Annotated in this window: 13 protein-coding genes and 2 riboswitches; of the genes, 9 read left to right on the top strand and 4 right to left on the bottom strand. The window is 67.2% G+C overall.

Annotation, left to right across the window (positions count from 1 at the left end):
• Window positions 1-19: 19 nt before the first annotated feature.
• A complete protein-coding gene (locus tag G3N97_RS16875; RefSeq protein ID WP_065061737.1) occupies window positions 20-2,110 on the bottom strand; it encodes a UvrD-helicase domain-containing protein in 2,091 nt (696 codons plus the stop codon).
• A 291-nt stretch (window positions 2,111-2,401) separates the two neighbouring features.
• Between G3N97_RS16875 and G3N97_RS16870 the strand changes: the two genes are divergently transcribed.
• The 8 genes from G3N97_RS16870 (at window position 2,402) to G3N97_RS16835 (ending at window position 14,117) form a co-directional block, all read left to right on the top strand.
• Window positions 2,402-3,463, top strand: a complete 1,062-nt coding sequence (locus tag G3N97_RS16870) for an oxidoreductase (RefSeq protein ID WP_205994251.1) — start codon at window positions 2,402-2,404, stop codon at window positions 3,461-3,463.
• Window positions 3,464-3,722: 259 nt separating this feature from the next.
• The gene (locus G3N97_RS16865) at window positions 3,723-4,082 is read left to right on the top strand and encodes a hypothetical protein (RefSeq protein ID WP_205994250.1); all 360 of its coding nucleotides are present in this window, start codon (window positions 3,723-3,725) and stop codon (window positions 4,080-4,082) included.
• A 261-nt stretch (window positions 4,083-4,343) separates the two neighbouring features.
• Window positions 4,344-4,454, top strand: a riboswitch (glycine riboswitch).
• Window positions 4,455-4,510: 56 nt separating this feature from the next.
• Window positions 4,511-4,636, top strand: a riboswitch (glycine riboswitch).
• A 124-nt stretch (window positions 4,637-4,760) separates the two neighbouring features.
• Window positions 4,761-5,879 (top strand): glycine cleavage system aminomethyltransferase GcvT, encoded by a 1,119-nt coding sequence (gene gcvT / locus G3N97_RS16860; RefSeq protein ID WP_205994249.1) that lies wholly within the window; start codon window positions 4,761-4,763, stop codon window positions 5,877-5,879.
• Between the two features lie 70 nt (window positions 5,880-5,949).
• Complete coding sequence (gene gcvH, locus G3N97_RS16855; RefSeq protein ID WP_065061741.1) at window positions 5,950-6,330, top strand: glycine cleavage system protein GcvH; 381 nt, start codon at window positions 5,950-5,952, stop codon at window positions 6,328-6,330.
• 97 nt (window positions 6,331-6,427) lie between these two features.
• Complete coding sequence (gcvP, locus tag G3N97_RS16850; protein WP_205994248.1) at window positions 6,428-9,406, top strand: aminomethyl-transferring glycine dehydrogenase; 2,979 nt, start codon at window positions 6,428-6,430, stop codon at window positions 9,404-9,406.
• A 388-nt stretch (window positions 9,407-9,794) separates the two neighbouring features.
• Window positions 9,795-10,796, top strand: coding sequence for an alginate lyase family protein (locus G3N97_RS16845; protein ID WP_241030637.1), 1,002 nt, complete (start codon window positions 9,795-9,797; stop codon window positions 10,794-10,796).
• A gap of 101 nt (window positions 10,797-10,897) precedes the next feature.
• Window positions 10,898-12,286 (top strand): L-serine ammonia-lyase, encoded by a 1,389-nt coding sequence (locus G3N97_RS16840; protein ID WP_074982832.1) that lies wholly within the window; start codon window positions 10,898-10,900, stop codon window positions 12,284-12,286.
• Between the two features lie 88 nt (window positions 12,287-12,374).
• Window positions 12,375-14,117 (top strand): thiamine pyrophosphate-binding protein, encoded by a 1,743-nt coding sequence (locus G3N97_RS16835; protein ID WP_205994247.1) that lies wholly within the window; start codon window positions 12,375-12,377, stop codon window positions 14,115-14,117.
• A 152-nt stretch (window positions 14,118-14,269) separates the two neighbouring features.
• On the opposite strand, the gene G3N97_RS16830 is transcribed toward G3N97_RS16835, so the two are convergent.
• Both G3N97_RS16830 and putA read right to left on the bottom strand, forming a co-directional pair.
• Window positions 14,270-15,418 carry a branched-chain amino acid ABC transporter substrate-binding protein gene (locus G3N97_RS16830; RefSeq protein ID WP_205994246.1) on the bottom strand — a complete coding sequence of 383 codons (1,149 nt, stop codon included), beginning with the start codon at window positions 15,416-15,418 and terminating at the stop codon, window positions 14,270-14,272.
• Between the two features lie 92 nt (window positions 15,419-15,510).
• A complete protein-coding gene (gene putA, locus G3N97_RS16825; protein ID WP_205994245.1) occupies window positions 15,511-19,452 on the bottom strand; it encodes a trifunctional transcriptional regulator/proline dehydrogenase/L-glutamate gamma-semialdehyde dehydrogenase in 3,942 nt (1,313 codons plus the stop codon).
• A 288-nt stretch (window positions 19,453-19,740) separates the two neighbouring features.
• Between putA and G3N97_RS16820 the strand changes: the two genes are divergently transcribed.
• Window positions 19,741-19,890: a hypothetical protein gene (locus G3N97_RS16820; protein WP_205994244.1), complete on the top strand. Its 150-nt coding sequence runs from the start codon at window positions 19,741-19,743 to the stop codon at window positions 19,888-19,890.
• A 49-nt stretch (window positions 19,891-19,939) separates the two neighbouring features.
• On the opposite strand, the gene G3N97_RS16815 is transcribed toward G3N97_RS16820, so the two are convergent.
• The coding region (locus G3N97_RS16815) for a primosomal protein N' (protein WP_205994243.1) at window positions 19,940-21,895 on the bottom strand (1,956 nt) is incomplete at its 5' end.

The following is a 21,895-nucleotide window of genomic DNA, read 5'->3' as shown; positions in this document are numbered from 1 at the left end:
GACGCGTGCGTGCGGGCAATCAGCCCTTCTGCAACAGCGCCTTCAAACTCGCGAGCCGGTCTTTCGGCGACATCGGCGCTTCCTCGGCGGTGGGCGGCGGCGCTTCGTCGAGTCCCATTTCGGGGATGAAGCGCGACGGCTCGCACACCACCGTCTCGCGCGCCCGCTTGCGCTTCTTGCACCAGTTCAGATGCAGACTGCGTTGCGCGCGCGTGATCGCCACGTACATCAGGCGGCGCTCTTCCTCGATGCGCGAGTCGTCGACGATGTCGTCTTCCGAGCCGCCGCGATGCGGCATGATCCCTTCCTCGACGCCCACCAGGAACACGTGCGGATACTCCAGCCCCTTCGACGCGTGCACGGTCGACAGGCGCACCGCGTCCGGATCCTCTTCCTTGCCTTCGAGCATCGACATCAGCGCGACGGTCTGGATCAGGCCCATCAGATTCTTGCCGGTGTCGGCGAGACCGTCGGTGTTGTCGTAACCCGTCGCCTCGCTGTCTTCGCCGATCTCCTGCTCGGGCTTGGTGCCCTTGCGCTTGAGCCACTCGAGGAATTCGAGCACGTTCTGCCACTTCGACTGCGCCTGGCGCTCGTCGAAGGCGTCGTAGAGATACGCCTCGTAGTGAATCGCGTCCATCAGCTCGTCGAGCACGACGGTCGCCGGATCCTTCACGGCACGCTCGGCCAGACGCTGCATGAAGTCGCAGAACACGCGCATCGGCTCGACCTGGCGCGCGGACAGCCGCGCCTCGATGCCGCCCATGTACACCGCTTCGAACAGCGACACCTTCGCCTGCCCCGCGAACGAGCCGAGCGCTTCGAGCGTGGTGTTGCCCACGCCGCGGCGCGGCGTCGTGATCGCGCGGATGAACGCGGGGTCGTCATCGTGATTGGCGATCAGACGCAGATACGCGCAGATGTCCTTGATTTCGGCCTTGTCGAAGAACGACTGGCCGCCCGACAGCACGTACGGAATGCGCTCGCGGCGCAGCACCTGTTCGAAGATGCGCGCCTGGAAATTGCCGCGATAGAGAATCGCGTAGTCGCGGAACTGCGCGCGGCGCTCGAACTTGTGCGCCGAAAGGCGGAACACGACCGATTCGGCTTCGTGCTCCTCGTCGTTGCAGGGCGTGACGGTGATTGTGTCGCCCATGCCGTGCTCGGACCAGAGCTTCTTCTCGAACAGCTTCGGGTTATTGGCGATGACGTTGTTCGCCGCCGTCAGAATGCGCACCGTCGAGCGATAGTTCTGCTCCAGCTTGACCACGTGCAGCTTCGGATAATCCTTGCCGAGCTGCGCGAGATTTTCGATGGTCGCGCCGCGCCAGCCGTAGATCGCCTGGTCGTCGTCGCCCACGGCCGTGAACGCCGCGCGCGGACCCGCCAGCAGCTTGAGCAGCTCATACTGGCAGGTGTTGGTGTCCTGGTATTCGTCGACCAGCAGATAGCGCAGCTTGTTCTGCCAGCGCTCGCGCACCGGCTCGTTCTTCGCGAACAGCTCGGCGGGCAGGCGGATCAGATCGTCGAAATCGACGGCCTGATAGGCGTGCAGCGTCGCCATGTAGTTGCGGTAGACGATGGCCGCCTGATGCTCGTCCTCGTTCGACGCCGTGGCGAGCGCCTGCTCGGGCATCACGAGACCGTTCTTCCAGAGCGAGATGATCGACTGGATCTTGCGGATGAAGCCCTTGTCGGTCGAGCCCACCTGCTCCTGGATCATGGCGAAGCAGTCGTCCGAATCCATGATCGAGAACTGGGGCTTGAGTCCCAGATGCTCGGCTTCCTGGCGCAGGATCTGCACGCCCAGCGAGTGGAACGTACAGACGGTCAACTGGTTGGCCGGCACCTTGCGGCCTTCCTTGCCGGGCGTCGTGAGCGTCTTGCCTTCGAGCAGCTTGCCCACGCGCTCGCGCATTTCGGCGGCGGCCTTGTTGGTGAAGGTGACGGCGGCGATATGGCGCGGCTCGAAGCCTTTCGCTTCGATCAGATGGGCGATCTTCTGCGTAATGACGCGCGTCTTGCCGCTGCCCGCGCCGGCGAGCACGAGACAGGGACCGTCGAGATAGCGCACCGCTTCGTTCTGGGCGGGATTCAGGCCTGCGGACATCGTTGCTGGATTGGAAAAACGGGTGGTACTGCCGGGTAGCGTGCGGCGCAAGACCTGCGCATGATGCAGACGATGCTCATGGCGCGGCGGCCCTTCACGCGAGAGCCGCGATGTTAACACGATGCGCTGTCGCACCGATGCCGCCCCGCTAATGGCGCGACGCCGCGCGCCGGTCCGTTCCCGCCGCGCCCGCCACGCGCGCCGCCGTGCGTGCCACAATGATGGGCTCCCGCCACCCGCGGCATCGCTACCCGCCATGCCGCTCCCACGCTGGAAAGAGGACGCGCTTACATGACAGCACCGCTGCAAATCGGCCTGATGGGCTACGGCTTCGCCGGCCAGACCTTCCATGCACCCGTGATCGCCCATAGCGGCACCGCGAATCTGCCCGTCACGCTTGCCGCCATCGCCACGAGCCAGGCCGAGCGTGCGCAGGCCGACTATCCGGACGCCGCGATCGTCCCCGACCTCGACGCGCTGCTCTCGCTCGACGCGATCGAATGCGTCGTGATCGCCACGCCCAACGACACGCACTACGAACTCGCGCGCCGCACGCTGGAGCGCGGCAAGCACGTGCTCGTCGACAAGCCGGTCACGCTGACGGCCGAGGAAGCGCGCACGCTAGCGGCCATCGCGAAACAGCGCGGCCTCGTGTTCGCGCCGTTCCACAACCGCCGCTGGGACGGCGACTTCCTCACCGTCAAGCAGCTGATCGCGAACGGCGAGCTGGGCCGCGTCACGCATTTCGAATCGCACTTCGACCGCTTCCGTCCGCAGGTGCGCCAGCGCTGGCGCGAGGACGCGACGCGCGGCGGCGGCCTGCTCTACGACCTCGGGCCGCATCTGATCGACCAGACGCTCGCGCTGTTCGGCGCGCCCGAATCGGTCACGGCCTTCGTGCACACGCGTCGTGACCACGCCAGCGCGCCCGACTACGCGCACCTCGTGCTGCGCTACGACGGCCTCGACGCCGTGCTGCACGCGAGCGCGCTGGCCGCGTACGCGCCGCGTTTCGCGATTCACGGCACGCGCGGCAGCTACCTCAAAAACGGGCTCGATACCCAGGAAGACCAGCTGAAGGCGGGCCTGCGCCCCGGCCAGCCCGGTTTCGGCGACGGCAACGAAGCGGGCCGTCTGCACGTCATGGCCGACGACGGCCAGGAGTCCGACCGCGAAGTGCCCAACGCCGCGGGCAATTACGCCGACCTGTACCGCGCGCTCGCCGCCGCGATCCGCGAGGGCACGCCGTTCCCGGTGAGCCCGCAGGACGCCGTCGACGTGATGACGATCGTCGAGCTGGCGATGCGCAGCGCCGAGGAAGGCCGCACGATCGCCTTCACGCGCGCTCACTGAACGCGCGAACCGACCGATCGGCGAGGCTGCGCGGCTGGAGATTCACCGCCGCGCAGCTTGCAAACCGCCGACGCGTCTGAAAGGTCCATACAAACGGTTACAAGTCCGTGCCGCCGCGCGGTCATCGCACGGCGCGCGCGACGCGTTTGCCGACGGACAACACCCAAAACAGAGCAACAACGTTCTGCAACCTCCCAGGTTGCGGGGGACCGGAGCGCGTGCGCCAGCCCGCTCCGGATCGACAACAAGGAGAGTCTGAATGACCCGCTTGAACCGTGCCATCCGCCTGAGCTGCGCCTCCGCGCTCGTTTCGACGCTCGCCGCGTGCGTCGTCAACCAGCAACCCGCGCCGCGTCCCGGCTCGAATCCGCACGAAGTCGCCGTGGATCGTCTGCACCAGATCGACAGCCGCATCGACAACCTGAGCCGCCGCATCGACATGCGCGTGAACCAGGGCTACTATCCGCCGCCGCAGGGTGGCGCGCTCCATCACCGCCTCGACACGATCCGCGGCGAAGCGCACGACATGGCCGCGCAGCACGGCGGCGGCATCTCCGGCGACGAGCAGCACGTGCTCAATCAGGAACTCGACACGGCGGCGCGCGCCATCGGGGAATAAGCCGGGGAATAAGCCGGCGCAGAACCCCACCGCCATCACCCGGGCCGCCTCGCGCGGCCCGTTTCTTTTGGCGCCGACGACGCTTGCCGCGCGCGAGCGGATCTTTCGGGGCCGCATGCGTGCAAGCCTTGCCGGGCGGCGTTCGGCGCATCGTCCGCCAGCCAGCGCGACCGGCCGCAGCAGGTTCCACACCTGTTCCACGACGATGGCGCGCCTGATTTTTTCCGCATTGACACGGCCCGCCGGCGTCCCGCACAATCGCTGCGCGCGTCGGGAGAGCGCGACGTTCGCGAGTCGAGTCAATTTCGAATCGCAACGCCGCCGCCGAAGGGGCAACCCACAAACTCTCAGGCAAAAGGACCGTGCGCGCCGGACCGCTGCTTCGCCTGTTTCGCACCCGCGTGCGAGACGCGCGAGACGGCACTCAGGTCCGCAACTCTGGAGAGCGGCAGTAGAACGGCGGAGGGATCGTAACCCTGGCGTTCAGGCTGCCCACCGAAGGGGCGCGCGTCGTTCGACGCAATCTCTCAGGTACCGAGGACAGAGGGGCCATGCAAGAACCGACCACGGGCATCGTGCCTGCGGCGAGTCCTGCATGGCCTTTTTCGTTTTCGCTCGAATTCCGGCGGGACATTTCCCCGGAGTCGCACGAAAACCCTCGCGACCGCCTGAGGCCTCATGACCGAACTCAAACGCACTCCGCTGAACGACACGCACCGCGCGCTGAACGCCCGCATGGTCGATTTCGGCGGCTGGGACATGCCCGTCAACTACGGCTCGCAGATCGACGAACATCGCGCCGTGCGCACCGACGCCGGCATGTTCGATGTCTCGCACATGTGCGTCGTCGACTTCTCGGGCGCGAAGGCGCGCGAATTCTTCGCCCACGCGCTCGCCAACAACGTCGCCAAGCTGACGACGCCCGGCAAGGCGCTCTATTCCTGCATGCTCAACCCCGAAGGCGGCGTGATCGACGACCTGATCGTCTATTACTTCGCCGACGACGCGTTCCGCACCGTCGTCAACGCGGGCACCGCCGAAAAAGACATCGCCTGGTTCGAGAAGCTCAACGCCGAAGGCGGCTTCGGTCTCACCATCACGCCGCGCCGCGATCTCGCGATCGTCGCCGTGCAAGGCCCGAACGCGCGCGAGAAAGTCTGGGCCGTCGCGCCCTCCTCGCGCAGCGCCACCGAAATCCTCAAGCCCTTCAACGCCGCGAAGATCGACGCCACGCCGTTCGGCGAGCTGATGATCGCGCGCACCGGCTACACCGGTGAAGACGGCTTCGAAATCGTGCTGCCCGCCGCCGCCGTCTGCGAGTTCTGGGACGCGCTGCAACGCCAGGGCGTGAAGCCCTGCGGCCTCGGCGCGCGCGACACGCTGCGCCTCGAAGCGGGCATGAACCTCTACGGCCAGGACATGGACGACAGCGTCTCGCCGCTCGACGCGGGCCTCGCCTGGACCGTCGATCTGAAGACGCCGCGCGAGTTCGTCGGCCGCGCCGCGCTCGAAGCGAACGGCACGCGCTCGACCTTCGTCGGCCTGATCCTTCAGAAGGAAAACGGCAAGGCCGGCGGCGTGCTGCGCGCCCACCAGAAAGTGCTGACGCCGCACGGCGACGGCGAGATCACGAGCGGCACCTTCTCGCCGACGATGCAGGAATCCATCGCCTTTGCGCGCGTGCCCGAGGGCGTGCAGCCGGGCGACGTCGTGCAGGTGCAGATCCGTGACAAAGCCCTTCCCGCAAGCGTGGTAAAACTGCCGTTCGTGCGCAACGGCAAGGTGCTGGTCGCCTGATCCGCAAGGATTCCGGCGCGCACGCCCACCCTCTTTTCAAGTCATAAACGAACCACGCACTGGAGCAACCATGAGCATCCCGGCCGATCTGAAATACACCGAATCGCACGAGTGGATCCGCACCGAAGCCGACGGCACGCTGACCGTCGGCATCACCGATCACGCGCAGGAAGCGCTCGGTGACATCGTCTTCCTCGAACTGCCCGAAGCCGGCCGCGCCGTCACGGCGGGCGACGCCATCGCCGTGATCGAATCGGTCAAGGCCGCCTCGGACATCTACGCGCCGGTCTCGGGCGAGATCGTCGAATCGAACTCGGCGCTCGTCGATGCCCCCGAAGGCGTGAACGGCGCGCCCTACGAGTCGTGGCTCTTCAAGATCAAGCCGGCCGCCGACGCCAAGCTCGACGCGCTGATCGACGCCGCCGCCTACGAGAAGGCCATCGGCGCCTAAACCCCGGGACGGCTTTCGCCGAAAGCCCGTCCCAACGCACAGGCGCGGCGGCATCGCGGCACTTCGCGACGCGCCGCCCGCGCCGGCAGGAAACCTCATGAAGCTCGAACACCCGGATCGTCTGATGAACACCTCGCCCACGGCACTTTCGCTCGCGGCGCTCGAAGCGCACGACGCCTTCGCCGCCCGCCACATCGGCCCCGACACGGCCGATCAGCAGGCGATGCTCGACGCGCTCGGCTTCGCGTCGCGCGCGGCGCTGATCGACGCGGTGATTCCGGCGAAGATCCGCCGCGCCGAGACGCTGCCGCTCGGGCCGTTCTCGCAGCCGCGCTCGGAAGCCGAGGCGCTGGCCGCGCTGCGCGCGCTCGCGGACAAGAACCAGGTGTTCCGCTCGTACATCGGGCAGGGCTATTTCGACACGCACACGCCGGCCGTCATCCTGCGCAACGTGCTCGAAAATCCGGCGTGGTACACGGCCTACACGCCGTACCAGCCGGAAATCTCGCAAGGCCGTCTGGAGGCGCTGCTGAACTATCAGCAGATGATCGTCGACCTGACGGGCCTCGCCATTTCCAACGCATCGCTGCTCGACGAAGGCACCGCCGCCGCCGAAGCGATGACGCTCGTGCAGCGCGTGGGCAAGTCGAAGTCGAACGTGTTCTTCGTCGCCGACGACGTGCTGCCGCAAACGCTCGAAGTCGTGCAGACGCGCGCCAAACCGATTGGCATCGAAGTGAAGGTCGGCCCCGCCGCCGAGGCCGCGCAGGCGAACGCCTTCGGCGTGCTGCTGCAATATCCGGGCGTGAACGGCGACGTGCGCGACTACCGCGAACTCGCCCAGGCCGTGCACGCCGCGGGCGGCGCGGTAATCGCCGCCGCCGACCTGCTCGCGCTCACGCTGCTCACGCCGCCCGGCGAATGGGGCGCGGACGTGGCCGTGGGCAACTCGCAGCGCTTCGGCGTGCCGATGGGCTTCGGCGGCCCGCACGCCGCTTACCTCGCGGTGAAGGACGATTTCAAGCGCCAAATGCCGGGCCGTCTCGTCGGCGTGACCGTCGACGCGCAGGGCAACCCGGCGCTGCGCCTCGCGCTGCAAACGCGCGAACAGCATATCCGCCGCGAGAAGGCCACCTCGAACGTCTGCACGGCGCAGGCGCTGCTCGCGATCATGGCCAGCATGTACGCGGTCTATCACGGTCCGCAGGGTCTGAAGCGCATCGCGCAGCGCGTGAACCGCGTGGCCGCCATCCTGGCCGCGGGCGCGCAGAAGCTCGGCTACACGCTCGTCAACGCGTCGTTCTTCGACACCATCACGTTCGAAGCGGGTGCGCGCACCCAGGCGCTGCATGACGCGGCGCTCGCGCGCGGCATGAACCTGCGCCGCGTGAGCGAAACGCGCGTGGGCGTCTCCGTCGACGAAACCACCACGCGCGGCGATCTGGCCGATCTGCTCGCCGTGTTCGCGCAAGCCGCGTTCGCGGGCGAGACGCCGTCGGTCGACGCGCTCGACGCCGAACTCGCCGCCGCCAACGCCGCCACCTTCCCGGCCGCGCTCGCGCGCGAAAGCGCTTACCTCACGCATCCGGTCTTCAACCGTCACCATTCGGAAACGGAAATGCTGCGCTATCTGCGCAGCCTCTCGGACAAGGACCTCGCGCTCGACCGCTCGATGATTCCGCTCGGTTCGTGCACGATGAAGCTCAACGCCACCTCGGAAATGCTGCCGGTGACGTGGCCCGAGTTCGGTCAGATTCACCCGTTCGCGCCCGCCGAGCAAACCGTCGGCTACCGCGAAATGGTCGATCAGCTCGAACAGATGCTCGTGGCCGCGACCGGCTACGCCGCCGTCTCGCTGCAGCCGAACGCCGGTTCGCAGGGCGAGTACGCCGGCCTGCTGATCATTCAGGCGTATCACGCCTCGCGCGGCGACGCGCATCGCAACGTCTGCCTGATTCCCGCTTCGGCGCACGGCACCAACCCGGCTTCCGCGCAGATGGCGGGCATGCAGGTCGTGGTGGTCGCGTGCGACGCGCAGGGCAACATCGATCTCGCCGACCTCAAGGCCAAGGCCGAACAGCACGCGGCGAAGCTCGCGGCGATCATGATCACCTACCCGTCCACGCACGGCGTGTTCGAGGAAAACGTACGCGAAGTCTGCGAAATCGTGCACGCGGCAGGCGGCCAGGTCTACGTGGACGGCGCCAACATGAACGCGATGGTCGGTCTCGCGGCGCCGGGCCAGTTCGGCGGCGACGTCTCGCACCTGAACCTGCACAAGACCTTCTGCATTCCGCACGGCGGCGGCGGCCCGGGCGTCGGTCCGGTCGCGGTCGGCGCGCACCTCGCACAGTTCCTGCCGAACCAGCTTTCGTCGGGCTACAAGCGCTCGACCGATCAGGGTCACGGCATCGGCGCGGTCAGCGCGGCGCCGTACGGCTCGGCCTCGATCCTGCCGATTTCGTGGATGTACATCGCGATGATGGGCGCGGCGAACCTCACCGCCGCGACCGAAACCGCGATCCTCAACGCGAACTACGTGGCGAACAAGCTCGCGCCGCACTTCCCGGTGCTCTACAGCGGCCCCGGCGGCCTCGTCGCGCACGAGTGCATTCTCGATCTGCGCCCCATCAAGGATGCGAGCGGCATCACCGTCGACGACGTCGCCAAGCGCCTGATGGACTACGGCTTCCACGCGCCGACCATGAGCTTCCCGGTGCCGGGCACGCTGATGGTCGAGCCGACCGAGTCGGAGTCGAAGGAGGAGCTGGACCGCTTCATCGACGCCATGATCGCGATCCGCGAGGAAATCCGCGCCGTGGAAGACGGCCGCGCCGACGCCGAGGACAACCCGCTGCGTCACGCGCCGCACACGGCCGCCGTGGTGGTCGCCGACGGCTGGGCGCACGCCTACTCGCGCGAGCAGGCGGCGTATCCGCTCGCGTCGCTGGTCGCGCGCAAGTACTGGCCGCCGGTCGGCCGCGCCGACAACGTCTACGGCGACCGCAATCTGTTCTGCTCGTGCGTGCCGATCGCCGCTTACGACGATCAGGCCGACGGGACCGCCGGCGAATGAGCGTCGCGATCGGGTAATCATCGGGTAACGATCGGGTAACCGGCCATGAACGCCGCCATGCCGCCGCGCAGCCTCCAGTTGACGCGGCGGCGCCGTGCGGCCGGCCCGGCGACCCGATGTGCGCCCCGCCCTGCGACGTTACTTTCGTTACATTTGCCGCCGCGAAACTTCGCCAAAGCTCGCCAAACCGTTAACATCACACACCTGTCAGCCTTGAACCAGGGAGTCGCGCATGGCGCGGAAGGTGGGAACGGCCTTGGCCGGAAATCCGGCGATCACGCAGGCCACGGGCCGCATGGCGCGCGGCGGCGCGCGCACGCTCGCGGCGGCCTGTCTCGTGAGTGCGGGCCTCGCGGCCCTGAGCGCGGCGCAACCGGCGCGCGCGGCGATGAACTTCTGCGCGGCGCCGGCGCTGCAGACGAGCGAGCGCACCAACTCGGACCCCGGCGTGAAAGCGCTGGTGGCCGAAGTGCAGGCGCACGTGAACGACGTGCCGCATCCGCTCGCGCGGCTGCACACGGAAGGCACGCTGCCGCACGAGGGCATCTACGACCAGAGCGTGGAGGCCGAGAAGGAACTCGACCTGATGCGCAACGCGGCGCTCGCCTGGCGCGCCACGAGCGACGACCGCTTCCTGAAGCTCGTCGACCGCTTTCTGTACGCGTGGGTCACGACCTATCAGCCGAGCTTCAATCCGATCGACGAAACGCGCTTCGAAGCGCTGATCCTCGCGTACGACATGACCGCGAGCGCGCTGCCGGTGAAAACGCGCAACGCGACCATGCTGTTTCTGAACAGGTTCGCGAACGGCTACATCCAGCAGGTGGACGCGCAGCCGCGCCCGCTCAAGGGCACGTTCGCGAACAACTGGCAGAGCCATCGGGTCAAGCTCATTGCGATGACGGCGTTCACGCTCGACAACCGCAAGATGATCGCGACGGCGCAGCGTCTGTTCGTCGAGCATATCGGCGACAACGTCGCGCCCGACGGCTCCACGCTCGATTTCACCGAGCGCGACGCGCTGCACTACGTGACCTACGATCTGCAGCCGCTCGTGACGGCCGCGCTCGCCGCGCGCCGCCACAACCGCAACTGGCTGCCCGAACGGGCGGCCAACGGCGCCACGCTGGCGAGCGCGCTCGACTGGCTCACGCCGTACGCGCTCGGCGAGAAGACGCACGAGGAATTCGTGCATTCGAGCGTGCCGTTCGACGCCAAGCGCCGCGAGGCCGGTTTGCCCGGCTACACCGGCGCGTGGGATCCGAAGAACGCCGCCGAACTGTTTCACCTGGCCGCGCGGCTCGACGGCCGCTATGCGCCGATCGCCCTGAAACTGGCACCCACGCCTCCCGCGTGGCTTGCCGTCTGCCTGCCGTTGCCGGCGCGCTGATCGCGCGTGACGGGTTGCAGCGGTGGCGCATGAATTCGATGTCGCGCACCACACCGCGCAGCATCCCCTGAAACCGACACGATCAAGCAGGAGCAGTACCCATGGCAGTCAGCGTTTTCGACCTTTTCAAAATCGGCATCGGGCCGTCCAGTTCGCATACGGTCGGACCGATGCGCGCGGCCCTGATGTTCGCCGAAGGACTCGAGCGCGACGGGCTGCTCGCGCCCACCGCCTCCGTGAAGGTCGAACTGTACGGCTCGCTCGGCGCGACCGGCAAAGGCCACGGCACCGACCGCGGCGTGATGCTCGGCCTGATGGGCGACGCGCCCGACACGGTCGATCCCGAGACCATCAACGCGCGTCTCGAAGCCGTGCGCGCCTCGCGCCTGCTCGCGCTGCTCGGCCATCACACGATTCCGTTCGTGATGAAGGAGCACATCGCCTTTTATCGTCAGGCGCTGCCCGAGCATCCGAACGGCATGAAGCTGCGCGCGCTCGACGCCAATGGCGAGACGCTGCGCGAAAGCACTTATCTCTCGGTCGGCGGCGGTTTCGTCGTGACGGCGGGCGCGCCCAACACCAAGGTGCTGGCCGCCGCGCAGCAGATGCCGCACGCGTTCACCTCGGGCGCCGAACTGCTCGCGCTGTGCGCCTCGACGGGCAAAAGCATCGCGCAGCTGATGCTCGAAAACGAGCGCATCTGGCATAGCGACGAGGAAATCCGCACCGGTCTTCTGCGCATCTGGGACGTGATGCAGGCGTGCGTGTCGCGCGGCTGCGGCATCAACAATCCCGACGCCGACGGCACGCTGCCCGGCCCGTTCCAGGTCAAGCGCCGCGCGCCGCAGCTTTATCGCGCGCTGACCGCGCATCCCGAGCGCGCGCTGCAAGACCCGCTCTCGATGATCGACTGGATCAACCTCTACGCGATCGCCGTGAACGAGGAAAACGCGGCGGGCGGCCGCGTCGTCACCGCGCCGACCAACGGCGCGGCCGGCATCATTCCCGCCGTGCTGCACTACTACGTGCGCTTCACGCCGGGCGCGAACGAGCAAGGCGTGATCGACTTCCTGCTCACTGCCGCCGCGATCGGCATTCTCTACAAGCTCAACGCGTCGATCTCGGGCGCGGAAGTCGGCTGCCAGGGCGAAGTGGGCGTGGCCTGCTCGATGGCGGCCGGCGCGCTCGCCGCCGTGCTCGGCGGCACGCCTCTGCAAGTGGAAAACGCCGCCGAAATCGGCATGGAACACAACCTCGGCCTCACCTGCGATCCGGTCGGCGGCATGGTGCAGATTCCCTGCATCGAGCGCAACGCGATGGCCTCGGTGAAAGCCGTGAACGCCGCGCGCATGGCGCTGCGCGGCGACGGCGCGCACTACGTCTCGCTCGATTCGGTCATCAAGACGATGCGCGAAACCGGCGCCGACATGAAGACCAAATACAAGGAGACGTCGCGCGGCGGGCTCGCGGTCAACATCGTCGAATGCTGATGTGAGCGTGCGCGGCTGCTGACGTCACCCGAAGCGACTCGAAACGATCCACCTGATTCACGAAAAGAACGAAGGAGATGGCATCGCCATGCAGCAGCCGAACGAAACGACCCGCAGCGATCACGACCACGATCACAACAAACCGGCGAGCGTGACCGGCGCGCGCCTCGTCGTCGATGCGCTCGTCGCCAACGGCGTCGAGCGCGTGTTTTGCGTGCCCGGCGAGAGCTATCTTGCCGTGCTCGACGCGCTCGCCGACGAAACCTCGCGCATCGACACGCTCGTGTGCCGTCACGAAGCCGCCGCCGCCAACATGGCCGAAGCGGTCGGCAAGCTCACGGGCAAGCCGGGCGTCGCGCTCGTCACGCGCGGGCCGGGCGCGACGCATGCCTCGATCGGCGTGCACACCGCGTTTCAGGATTCGTCGCCGATGATCCTGCTGATCGGCCAGGTCGCGCGCGAGCAGATGGATCGCGAGGCGTTTCAGGAAATCGACTATCGGCGCATGTTCGGCCAGATGGCGAAGTGGGTCGCGCAGATCGACGACGCGCGGCGCGTGCCCGAATACCTGAGCCACGCCTTTCATGTGGCGATGTCGGGGCGTCCCGGTCCGGTCGTGCTCGCGCTGCCCGAGGACATGCTGAGCGACGCGATTCCCGCCGCCGCGGCGCAGCCCACGGCGCCCGCTGCGCAACGCGTGCAGGCGTCGCCCTCGCAGGCGCAGATCGAGCGCGTGCGCGAACTGCTCGCGAACGCGAAGCAGCCGTTCGTGATCGCGGGCGGACACGGCTGGACGCCGCAGGCGTGCGCCGATCTTCAACGCTTCGTCGAAAACTGGCAGTTGCCGGTTGGCCTCGCGTTCCGCTTCCAGGACACGCTCGACAACGATCATCCGAACTATGCGGGCGACGTAGGGCTCGGCGCGAATCCGGCGCTGAGCGCGCGCATCCGCGAAGCCGACGTGCTGCTCGCGCTCGGGCCGCGTCTGGGCGAAGCCACCACGGCGGGCTACGCGCTGCTCGACATCCCGAAGACGAAGCAAACGCTGATTCACGTGCATCAGGGCGCGGAAGAACTCGGCCGCGTCTATGCCGCCGATCTGCCGATCGTCTCCGGTCTCGCGGAATTCGCCGCGCAACTGGCCGCGTTGCCCGCGCCGGATTCGGTGGCCTGGACCGGCAGCGCGACGCAGGCGCACGAAGCGTATCTCGCGTGGCGCACGCCGCGCCCGATGCCTGGCGACGTGCAGCTCGGCGAAGTGATGCAGCAACTGCGCGCGCGCCTGCCCGACGACGCCATCGTCACCAACGGCGCGGGCAATTACGCGACGTGGCTGCATCGGCATTTCGCGTATCGGCATTTCCGCTCGCAGCTTGCGCCCACCAGCGGCGCGATGGGTTACGGCGTGCCCGCGGCCATCGCAGCGAAGTCGCTTTACCCGCAACGCGCCGTGGTCGCGCTCGCGGGCGACGGCTGCTTCATGATGGCGTCGTCCGAACTGGCGACCGCCATGCAATATGGGCTCAACGTGGTGTTCATCGTCGTGAACAACAGCCACTACGGCACGATCCGCATGCATCAGGAGCGCAATTATCCGAACCGCGTGCACGGCACGCAGCTCACCAACCCGGATTTCGCGGCCTTCGCGCAGTCGTTCGGCGCGCACGGCGAAACGGTCACGAGCACGGCGCAGTTCGCGGGTGCGCTCGATCGCGCGCTGAATGCGGGCAAACCGGCGCTGATCGAGATTCGCGTGACGAAGGAAGCGAGCACACCCGCCGCCACGCTCGAACAGGTTCGCGAACAAGGGCGCAAGGCGCGTGCGCAGTAACACGCCGGGATATCGTTAGCGATCCTGAATAGACTCACCTTTCGCGCCGCGTCGCACATCGCGCGATTGAAGCGCAAACAAAAAGCCCCGCAGGTTTGACGCCTGCGGGGCTTTTTTACAGCGTCGAACCGCGCGAGGCGGTCAGGCAGCGATTACTTGCCGCCCACGCTTTGCAGCGTCGTCCACTTGCCGTCGACGACCTTGTACAGCGTGATGCCGCCGTTCTTCAGGTCGCCCTTCGCGTCGTACGCGAGGTCGGCCGAGGTCACAGCAGGCATGCTGGTCTTCGCGAGGAACGGCAGGTACTTCGCCGGATCCGTCGAGTTGGCCTTCTTCATGGCTGCGAACATGGCCATCGCGCCGTCGTAAGCGTACGGCGAGTACGTCTGGACGTCTTCACCGAAGCGCTTCTTGTACTTCTCGACGTAGTCCTTGCCGCCAGGCATTTCGTCGAGCGGCAGGCCCGCCAGCGAGGCCACGGTGCCGTTCGCTGCGTCGCCCGCGATCTTCAGGAACGTCGGCGTGTGGACCATTTCGCCGCCCATCAGCGGCGCCTTGATGCCCAGCGACTTCATCTGCTTGACCATCGGCGCGGCTTGCGAATCGGCGCCGCCGAAGTAGACGAGGTCGGGGTTCATCGCCTTGGCCTTCGTCAGGACCGACTTGAAGTCGACGGCCTTGTCGTTGGTGTATTCACGGTCGATGATGTTGCCGCCCGCCGCCTTCGCAGCCTTCGCGAATTCGTCGGCGAGACCCTGGCCGTAAGCCGTGCGGTCGTCGATCACGACGATCTTCTTCAGGCCCAGGTTCTTCACCGCGAACGCGCCGGCCACCGAGCCTTGCTGCGTGTCCGAGGTCATCATGCGGAACGTGGTCTTGAAGCCTTGCTGCGTGTACTCAGGCGCGGTCGCCATGGCGATCTGCGGGATGCCCGCGTTCGCGTAGATGCGCGAAGCCGGGATCGTCGTGCCCGAGTTGAAGTGGCCGAGCATGCCCTTGATGCCGTCGTCGACGAGCTTTTGCGCGACCGTCGTGCCCGTGCGCGGGTCGGCCTGGTCATCGGCCGAATCCAGCACGAAGTGAACCGGCTTGCCGCCGATCACCGGCTTGGTCGCATTCATTTCCTCGACGGCGAGCGTGATGCCGTTCTGGAAGTCCTTGCCGTAGTGCGCCTGCGCACCCGTCATCGGACCTGCGAAACCAATCTTGACGTCCTCCGCCTGCTGCGCCTGCGCGGTCCCCGCCAGCGACAGGGTCGCAACCAGCGCTGCGCCTGCCAGCTGCTTCATCGTGTGTTGCATAGCTTCTCCTTGGTACCAGGTATCAAATGAGCGGCTTCGGCGCGAGCCTTGCCGCTTCCTTGTCTTGAGACGACCGACAGTATGGACTGTGCTTAGCCGATCGTCATCAGATTTGCATTACCGCCTGCCGCTGCGGTATTCACGCTCACCGAGCGCTCCGTGAGCAGTCGTTCGAGCGCGTAATCTTCGTCGCCGTTGGCGAGCGCATGCGCCGCCACGCCCTGCACCGAGACGATTGGACCGCCGCGCTTCGCCACTTCCTTCACGAGGCCGAGCAGTTCGTCGCTGTCGCCTTCGAACAGCACGGCGTCGAATTCGGCATCGGCCGTCTTCTTGATCGCAACGTGCGCCTTCAGCGACGCGGGCAGCGCATTCACCAGCGCTTCACCGGCCGCGCCCTGGAACAGCGCGCGGTTGCCCGTCGCCAGCACGACCGCGAGTTGCGCACGCGCGCCGGTCGGCGTCGAGGCCACGCACAGCACCGTGCCGCGCGCGGACAACGTGTACGTATTGCGCTCGCCCGTCGGGCCCGGCAACACCGCCGTGGCGCCCGCGAGCACGTATTCCAGATAGCCTTCGCAACGCGCCGCGAGCGCCGGTTCGCGTTCGGCGATCAGCCAGTCGCGCAGCACCGCGAGATTGCCTTGCGCCGACTGCGGACGCTCGCCGTTCTCGCCTTGCGGCATGTCGACCACCAGCGCCTTCGTGAGCGATTGCGGCAGACCCGCCGGACGCTTGGCCAGCAGACGCGACAGATACAACGCGCCGCCCGCCTTCGGACCCGTGCCCGACAGACCTTCGCCGCCGAACGGCTGCACGCCGACCACCGCGCCGATCACGTTGCGGTTCACATAAATGTTGCCGACATGCGCGCGGCCCACGACGTGCGCGATCGTTTCGTCGATACGCGTGTGGATGCCGAGCGTGAGGCCATAACCGGTCGCGCGGATCTGTTCGAGCAGCTTGTCGAGCTGGCTGCGGCGATAGCGGATCACGTGCAGCACCGGGCCGAACACTTCGCGCTTGAGTTCGTCGAGGCTGTCGATTTCGATCAGCGTCGGCGGCACGAAGGTGCCTGCGCCGCAGCTGTCGGCCATCGGCATCTGCGTGACCTTGCGACCCTTTTCGCGCATCGTCGCGACGTGCGTGTCGATGCCGCGCTTGGCTTCCACGTCGATCACCGGACCGACGTCGGCGGACAGACGATCAGGATTGCCAATCGCCAGTTCCTTCATCGCGCCCGTGAGCATTTCGAGCGTGCGCTCGGCCACGTCGTCCTGCAGACACAGCACGCGCAGCGCCGAGCAGCGCTGGCCCGCCGAGTCGAACGCGCTTTGCAGCACGTCGGCGACGACCTGTTCCGCGAGCGCCGACGAATCGACGATCATCGCGTTCTGGCCGCCCGTTTCGGCGATCAGCGGAATCGGACGGCCCTCCGAATCCAGACGCTGCGAAAGCTGCTTGTTGATGAGGCGCGCGACTTCGGTCGAGCCCGTGAACATGACGGCGCGCGTGCGGTGGTCGGCGACCAGCGCCGCGCCCACCGTTTCGCCGTCGCCCGGCAGCAGTTGCACCGCGCCGGCGGGCACGCCCGCTTCGCGCAGGATGCGCACGGCTTGCGCGGCGATCAGCGGCGTTTGTTCCGCGGGCTTCGCGAGCACCGTGTTGCCGGCGGCGAGCGCGGCGGCGACCTGGCCCATGAAGATCGCCAGCGGGAAATTCCACGGGCTGATACACACGACCGGACCGAGCGGACGATGCGTGTCGTTCGAGAATTCCTCGCGGATCTGCGTCGAGTAGTAGCGCAGGAAATCGATCGCTTCGCGGATTTCCGCCACCGCGTTCGGCAGCGACTTGCCCGCTTCGCGCACGATCAGGCCCATCAGCGTATGCATCTGCGCTTCGAGCAGATCGGCGGCGCGCGAGAGGCAATCGGCGCGCGCATCGACGGGCGTCGCCTGCCAGATCGGCGCGGCAGCCACGGCGTGCGAAAGCGCGGCGCTCACGTGCTCGCTCGTCGCTTCGACCACGGTGCCGACCAGATCGCGATGATCGGCCGGATTGCGTACGTCACGTGCGGTGCCTTCGGCCAGGTCGATATCGGCGAGCATCGGCGCGGCGCGCCATGGATGATGCGCGCTCGCCAGCAGCGCCGACGACAGCGACGCGAGGCGATGTTCGTTCGAGAGATCGAGGCCCATCGAATTCAGACGCTCGCTGCCGAACAGTTCGCGCGGCAGCGGAATCTTCGTGTGCGGCGCGCCCGGCGGCACGACCTTCGCGGCATCGTCGACGGGGTTCGTCACGAGTTCGGCGACCGGCACGGTTTCATCGGCGATACGGTTCACGAACGAGGTGTTCGCGCCGTTTTCGAGCAGACGGCGCACGAGGTACGCGAGCAGCGTTTCGTGCGTGCCGACCGGCGCGTAGACGCGGCACGGACGGTTCAGCTTGCCCTGCGCCAGCGGGCCCGTGACCTCTTCGTACAGCGGCTCGCCCATGCCGTGCAGGCACTGGAATTCGTACTGGCCGGGATAGTAGTTGTTGCCCGCGAGGTGATAGATCGCGGCCAGCGTGTACGCGTTGTGCGTGGCGAACTGCGGGTACACCGCGTCGGGCGCGCCGAGCAGTTTCTTCGCGCACGCGAGGTACGACACGTCGGTGTAGATCTTGCGCGTGTAGACCGGATAGCCTTCGAGGCCGTCCACCTGGGCGCGCTTGATTTCCGTGTCCCAGTACGCACCCTTCACGAGGCGCACCATGATGCGGTGACGGCTGCGGCGCGCGAGATCGACGATGTAGTCGATCACGAACGGACAGCGCTTCTGGTAAGCCTGCACCACGAAACCAATGCCGTTCCAGCCCGCGAGTTCCGAGTCGAAACAGAGCGCTTCGAGCAGGTCGAGCGAGAGTTCGAGACGGTCGGCTTCTTCGGCGTCGATATTGAGGCCGATGTCATAGCGGCGCGCGAGCACGGCGAGTGCACGCACGCGCGGCAGCAGCTCGTTCATCGTGCGTTCCTGCTGCGCGCGCGAGTAGCGCGGATGCAGCGCGGAGAGCTTGATCGAAATGCCGGGGCCTTCGTAGATGCCGCGTCCGCCCGCTGCCTTGCCGATCGCGTGGATCGCCTGTTCATACGAGGCGTAGTAGCGCTGCGCGTCGGCTTCGGTCGTGGCCGCTTCGCCGAGCATGTCGTACGAATAGCGGAAGCCGCGTGCTTCGAACTTGCGGCTGTTCGCGAGCGCTTCGGAGATGTTCTCGCCGGTGACGAACTGCTCGCCCATCAGGCGCATCGCCATGTCGACGCCCTTGCGGATCAGCGGCTCGCCGCCCTTGCCGATCATGCGCGTGAGCGCCGACGACAGCCCCGTTTCGCTATTCGTCGTCACCAGCTTGCCGGTGATCATCAGGCCCCAGGTCGCGGCGTTCACGAACAGCGACGGCGCGTGGCCGACGTGCGATTTCCAGTCGCCCTTGCTGATCTTGTCGCGGATCAGCGCATCGCGCGTGGCGCGGTCGGGAATACGCAGCAGCGCTTCGGCGAGGCACATCAGCGCCACGCCTTCCTGGCTCGACAGCGAAAACTCGTGGATCAGGCCTTCGACGCCGCCACCCGTGCGCTTGGCGCGCAACGTTTCGACGAGCTTCGTGGCGAGCTTCGTGACGTCGCCGGTGAGATTGGCGGGCAGACGCGCCTCGCCGATCAGGAACGGCACGCACTCCGGCTCCGGACGACGGTACGCCGCCGTGATCGCCGCGCGCAGCACCGACTGCGGTTGCACGTTCTGGGCGAACTCGAGGAAGGGGTGCGAGGCGTACTCGTCCGGGCCGTCGGTGGAACCGTCGCCCAGATCGGTAGCGCCGACGTGGCCGTTCAGCTCCGGCGGCAGCTGGCCGTGCTCGATTTTCTCGAGGTAAGCGAAGATGGCCTGCTTGATGAGCCAGTGCGGGGTGCGCTCGAGGCGCGTGGCGGCATCTTTGAGCCGCGAGCGGAGGAGGTCGTCGACCTTGACGCCAAGGGTGGTGCTAGCCATGTTTCCTTCGTATGCCGGCTGACCCGCACCGGCCAAGACTAAAAAAGTTGGCGAATCGTACCCCTCCAATTAAAAAGGTGCAACCATTCAAAATGTCTGGTTGCACCCCGCGAGAAGCCCCGCCGGGCCTGGGTTTGCGCCAGATGCCCGCCAGCCGTGGCGGCGCGTCCGCACTCGGTATTTTCCCTGGCCAACAGTTTCTGGGTAACCCTAATCGTTTCCGTCGCCGTGCCGTTATACAAAGAACAACGGGGAGCCGGACGTTCGAACCGGCGCGAGGACCAAAAAATGGAAAAGTGGCTGGTGGTGGCTGGTGTCTGGAGCATGTGCGCGCTGTGCGCCGTGCTGTTCATTCGCGGCGCGACGGCGCCGGAAACGCGCAAGCTGCGCGTCGTGCGCGCCAATCAGGGTGACGCGACGGGCGGCACGCAGCGCTAAAACACAGCGGCGTCGTATCGACATCGCGATCGGGCGGCGGGGGTTGCCTTCAAATATCGAGCGGATCGACTTCGAGATTCCAGCGCAGCACGCCGCGTAACGCGCGCAGCGCGGGTTGCCACGCACGCAGCGTGGCCTGCAGAGCCGCGCGCGACTGGCTCTCGATGAGCAACTGCGCGCGGTGCACGTTCATGACCTTGACGATCGTCAGCGGCACGGCGTCGTAGGCCATCACGCGCGACGCGGCCGGAATGGCCGTGAGCGCCGCGGCCGCTTCGGCGAGAAACGCCAGCGCCGCTTCGAGCGTGCGTCCCTCGGCGCGCAGCAAGGCCTGATAGACGAACGGCGGCAGATGCGCGTCGCGACGCTCCTTGACCTGCGAATTCGCGAAACCCACGTAATCGTGGCGCGCGAGCGCGTGATAAATCGCGTGGCGCGGATAACGCGTCTGCACCAGCACCTCGCCGGGCAGACCGGCGCGGCCCGCGCGCCCGCTCACCTGCATCAGTTGCGCGAACAGGCGCTCGCTCGCGCGAAAATCGTGCGAGAACAGCGCGTTGTCGGCGTTCAGCACGCCCACCAGCGAGACCCGCTGGAAGTCGTGGCCCTTCGCGACCATCTGCGTGCCCACCAGGATGTCGACTTCGCCCGCGTGCACATCGGAAAAGAGCGCCTGCGCGCTGCCTTTGCGGCGCGTGCTGTCGGCGTCGATGCGCAGCACCCGCGCGCCCGGCACCGCGCTCGCGAGCGCTTCCTCGATCCGCTGCGTGCCGCGTCCCATCGGCGCGATATCGACGTTGCCGCACTCCGGACACGAATGCGGAATGCGCGATTCCCAGCCGCAGTGATGGCAGCGCAGCGCGCGTTCGGGCTTGTGCAGCACGACGTAGGCGCTGCAGCGCGGACAGCCCGCGACCCAGCCGCAGGCGTCGCAGGCGAGCGTCGGCGCATAGCCGCGCCGGTTCAGGAAAATCAGGCTCTGCTCGCCGCGCTCCAGACGCGCCTTCATGGCCGCGATCAGCGGGCCGGACAAGCCCTCGAACGACGCGCGCCCGCGCCGCCGCTCCTCTTCCAGATCGATCAGCTTGACCGTCGGCAGCACGGCGTCGGCCATCGCGCGGCGTGACAGCGTGAGACGCGTATAGCGGCCCTGATCGGCTTGCCACCAGCTTTCCAGCGACGGCGTGGCCGAACCGAGCACGACCGGAATCGCAAGCTGCTTGGCGCGCCACACGGCCAGATCGCGCGCCGAGTAGCGCAGCCCTTCCTGCTGCTTGTAGGCGGGATCGTGCTCCTCGTCGACGACGATCATCGCCAGATGCGGCAGCGACGCCATCACGGCCAGCCGCGTGCCCAGCACGATGCGCGCGCGGCCCGTGTGCGCGGCGAGCCAGTGGCGCGCTCGCTCGCCCTCGGCGAGGCCGCTGTGCATCGTGACGATGGCGCCGTCGGGCAGCACGCCCGCGAAGCGCGTGCGGAACGCCGCCTCGAACTGCGGCGTGAGATTGATTTCGGGGACGAGCACCAGCGCCTGCGCGTCGGGCTCGCGTTCGAGCCGCGCGGCCAGCGCGCGCAGATAGACCTCGGTCTTGCCGCTGCCCGTCACGCCATGCAGCAGAAACGGCGCGAAGCCGCTCGATTCGACAATCGCCTCGACGGCCGTTTGCTGCTCGTCGCTGAGTTGATGAGGCGCGTTCTTTCCGTTCGTTGCGTTCGTTGCGCGGACATCGACGTTTCCATTCGTGCCGACGGACGAATCGGCACTGTTGGCGTCATCGGTATTTTTTACGGTCGGGATTTGCCCGGATGCACGCGGCGCGGCGCCGAACTCGACGCACTCGTACTCGACCCAACCCGCATCGCGCCACGATTCGAGCGTCGCAGCGGCCTTCGGATGCAACGCGCGCGCATCGGCGAGATCGAGCTCACCGGCGGCCACGAGCGCCTCGGCCAGACGGCGCAGCGCCGCCGCGCGGGCGGGCAGGGCTTCGGGCAGCGCTTCGCG

Source organism: Paraburkholderia sp. Ac-20347, from assembly GCF_017104805.1.
In the GTDB taxonomy this organism is placed as follows: Bacteria; Pseudomonadota; Gammaproteobacteria; order Burkholderiales; family Burkholderiaceae; genus Paraburkholderia; species Paraburkholderia tropica.
The sequence above is the reverse complement of the archived record's forward strand: the minus strand, read 5'-3'. Positions and strand labels throughout refer to the sequence as shown.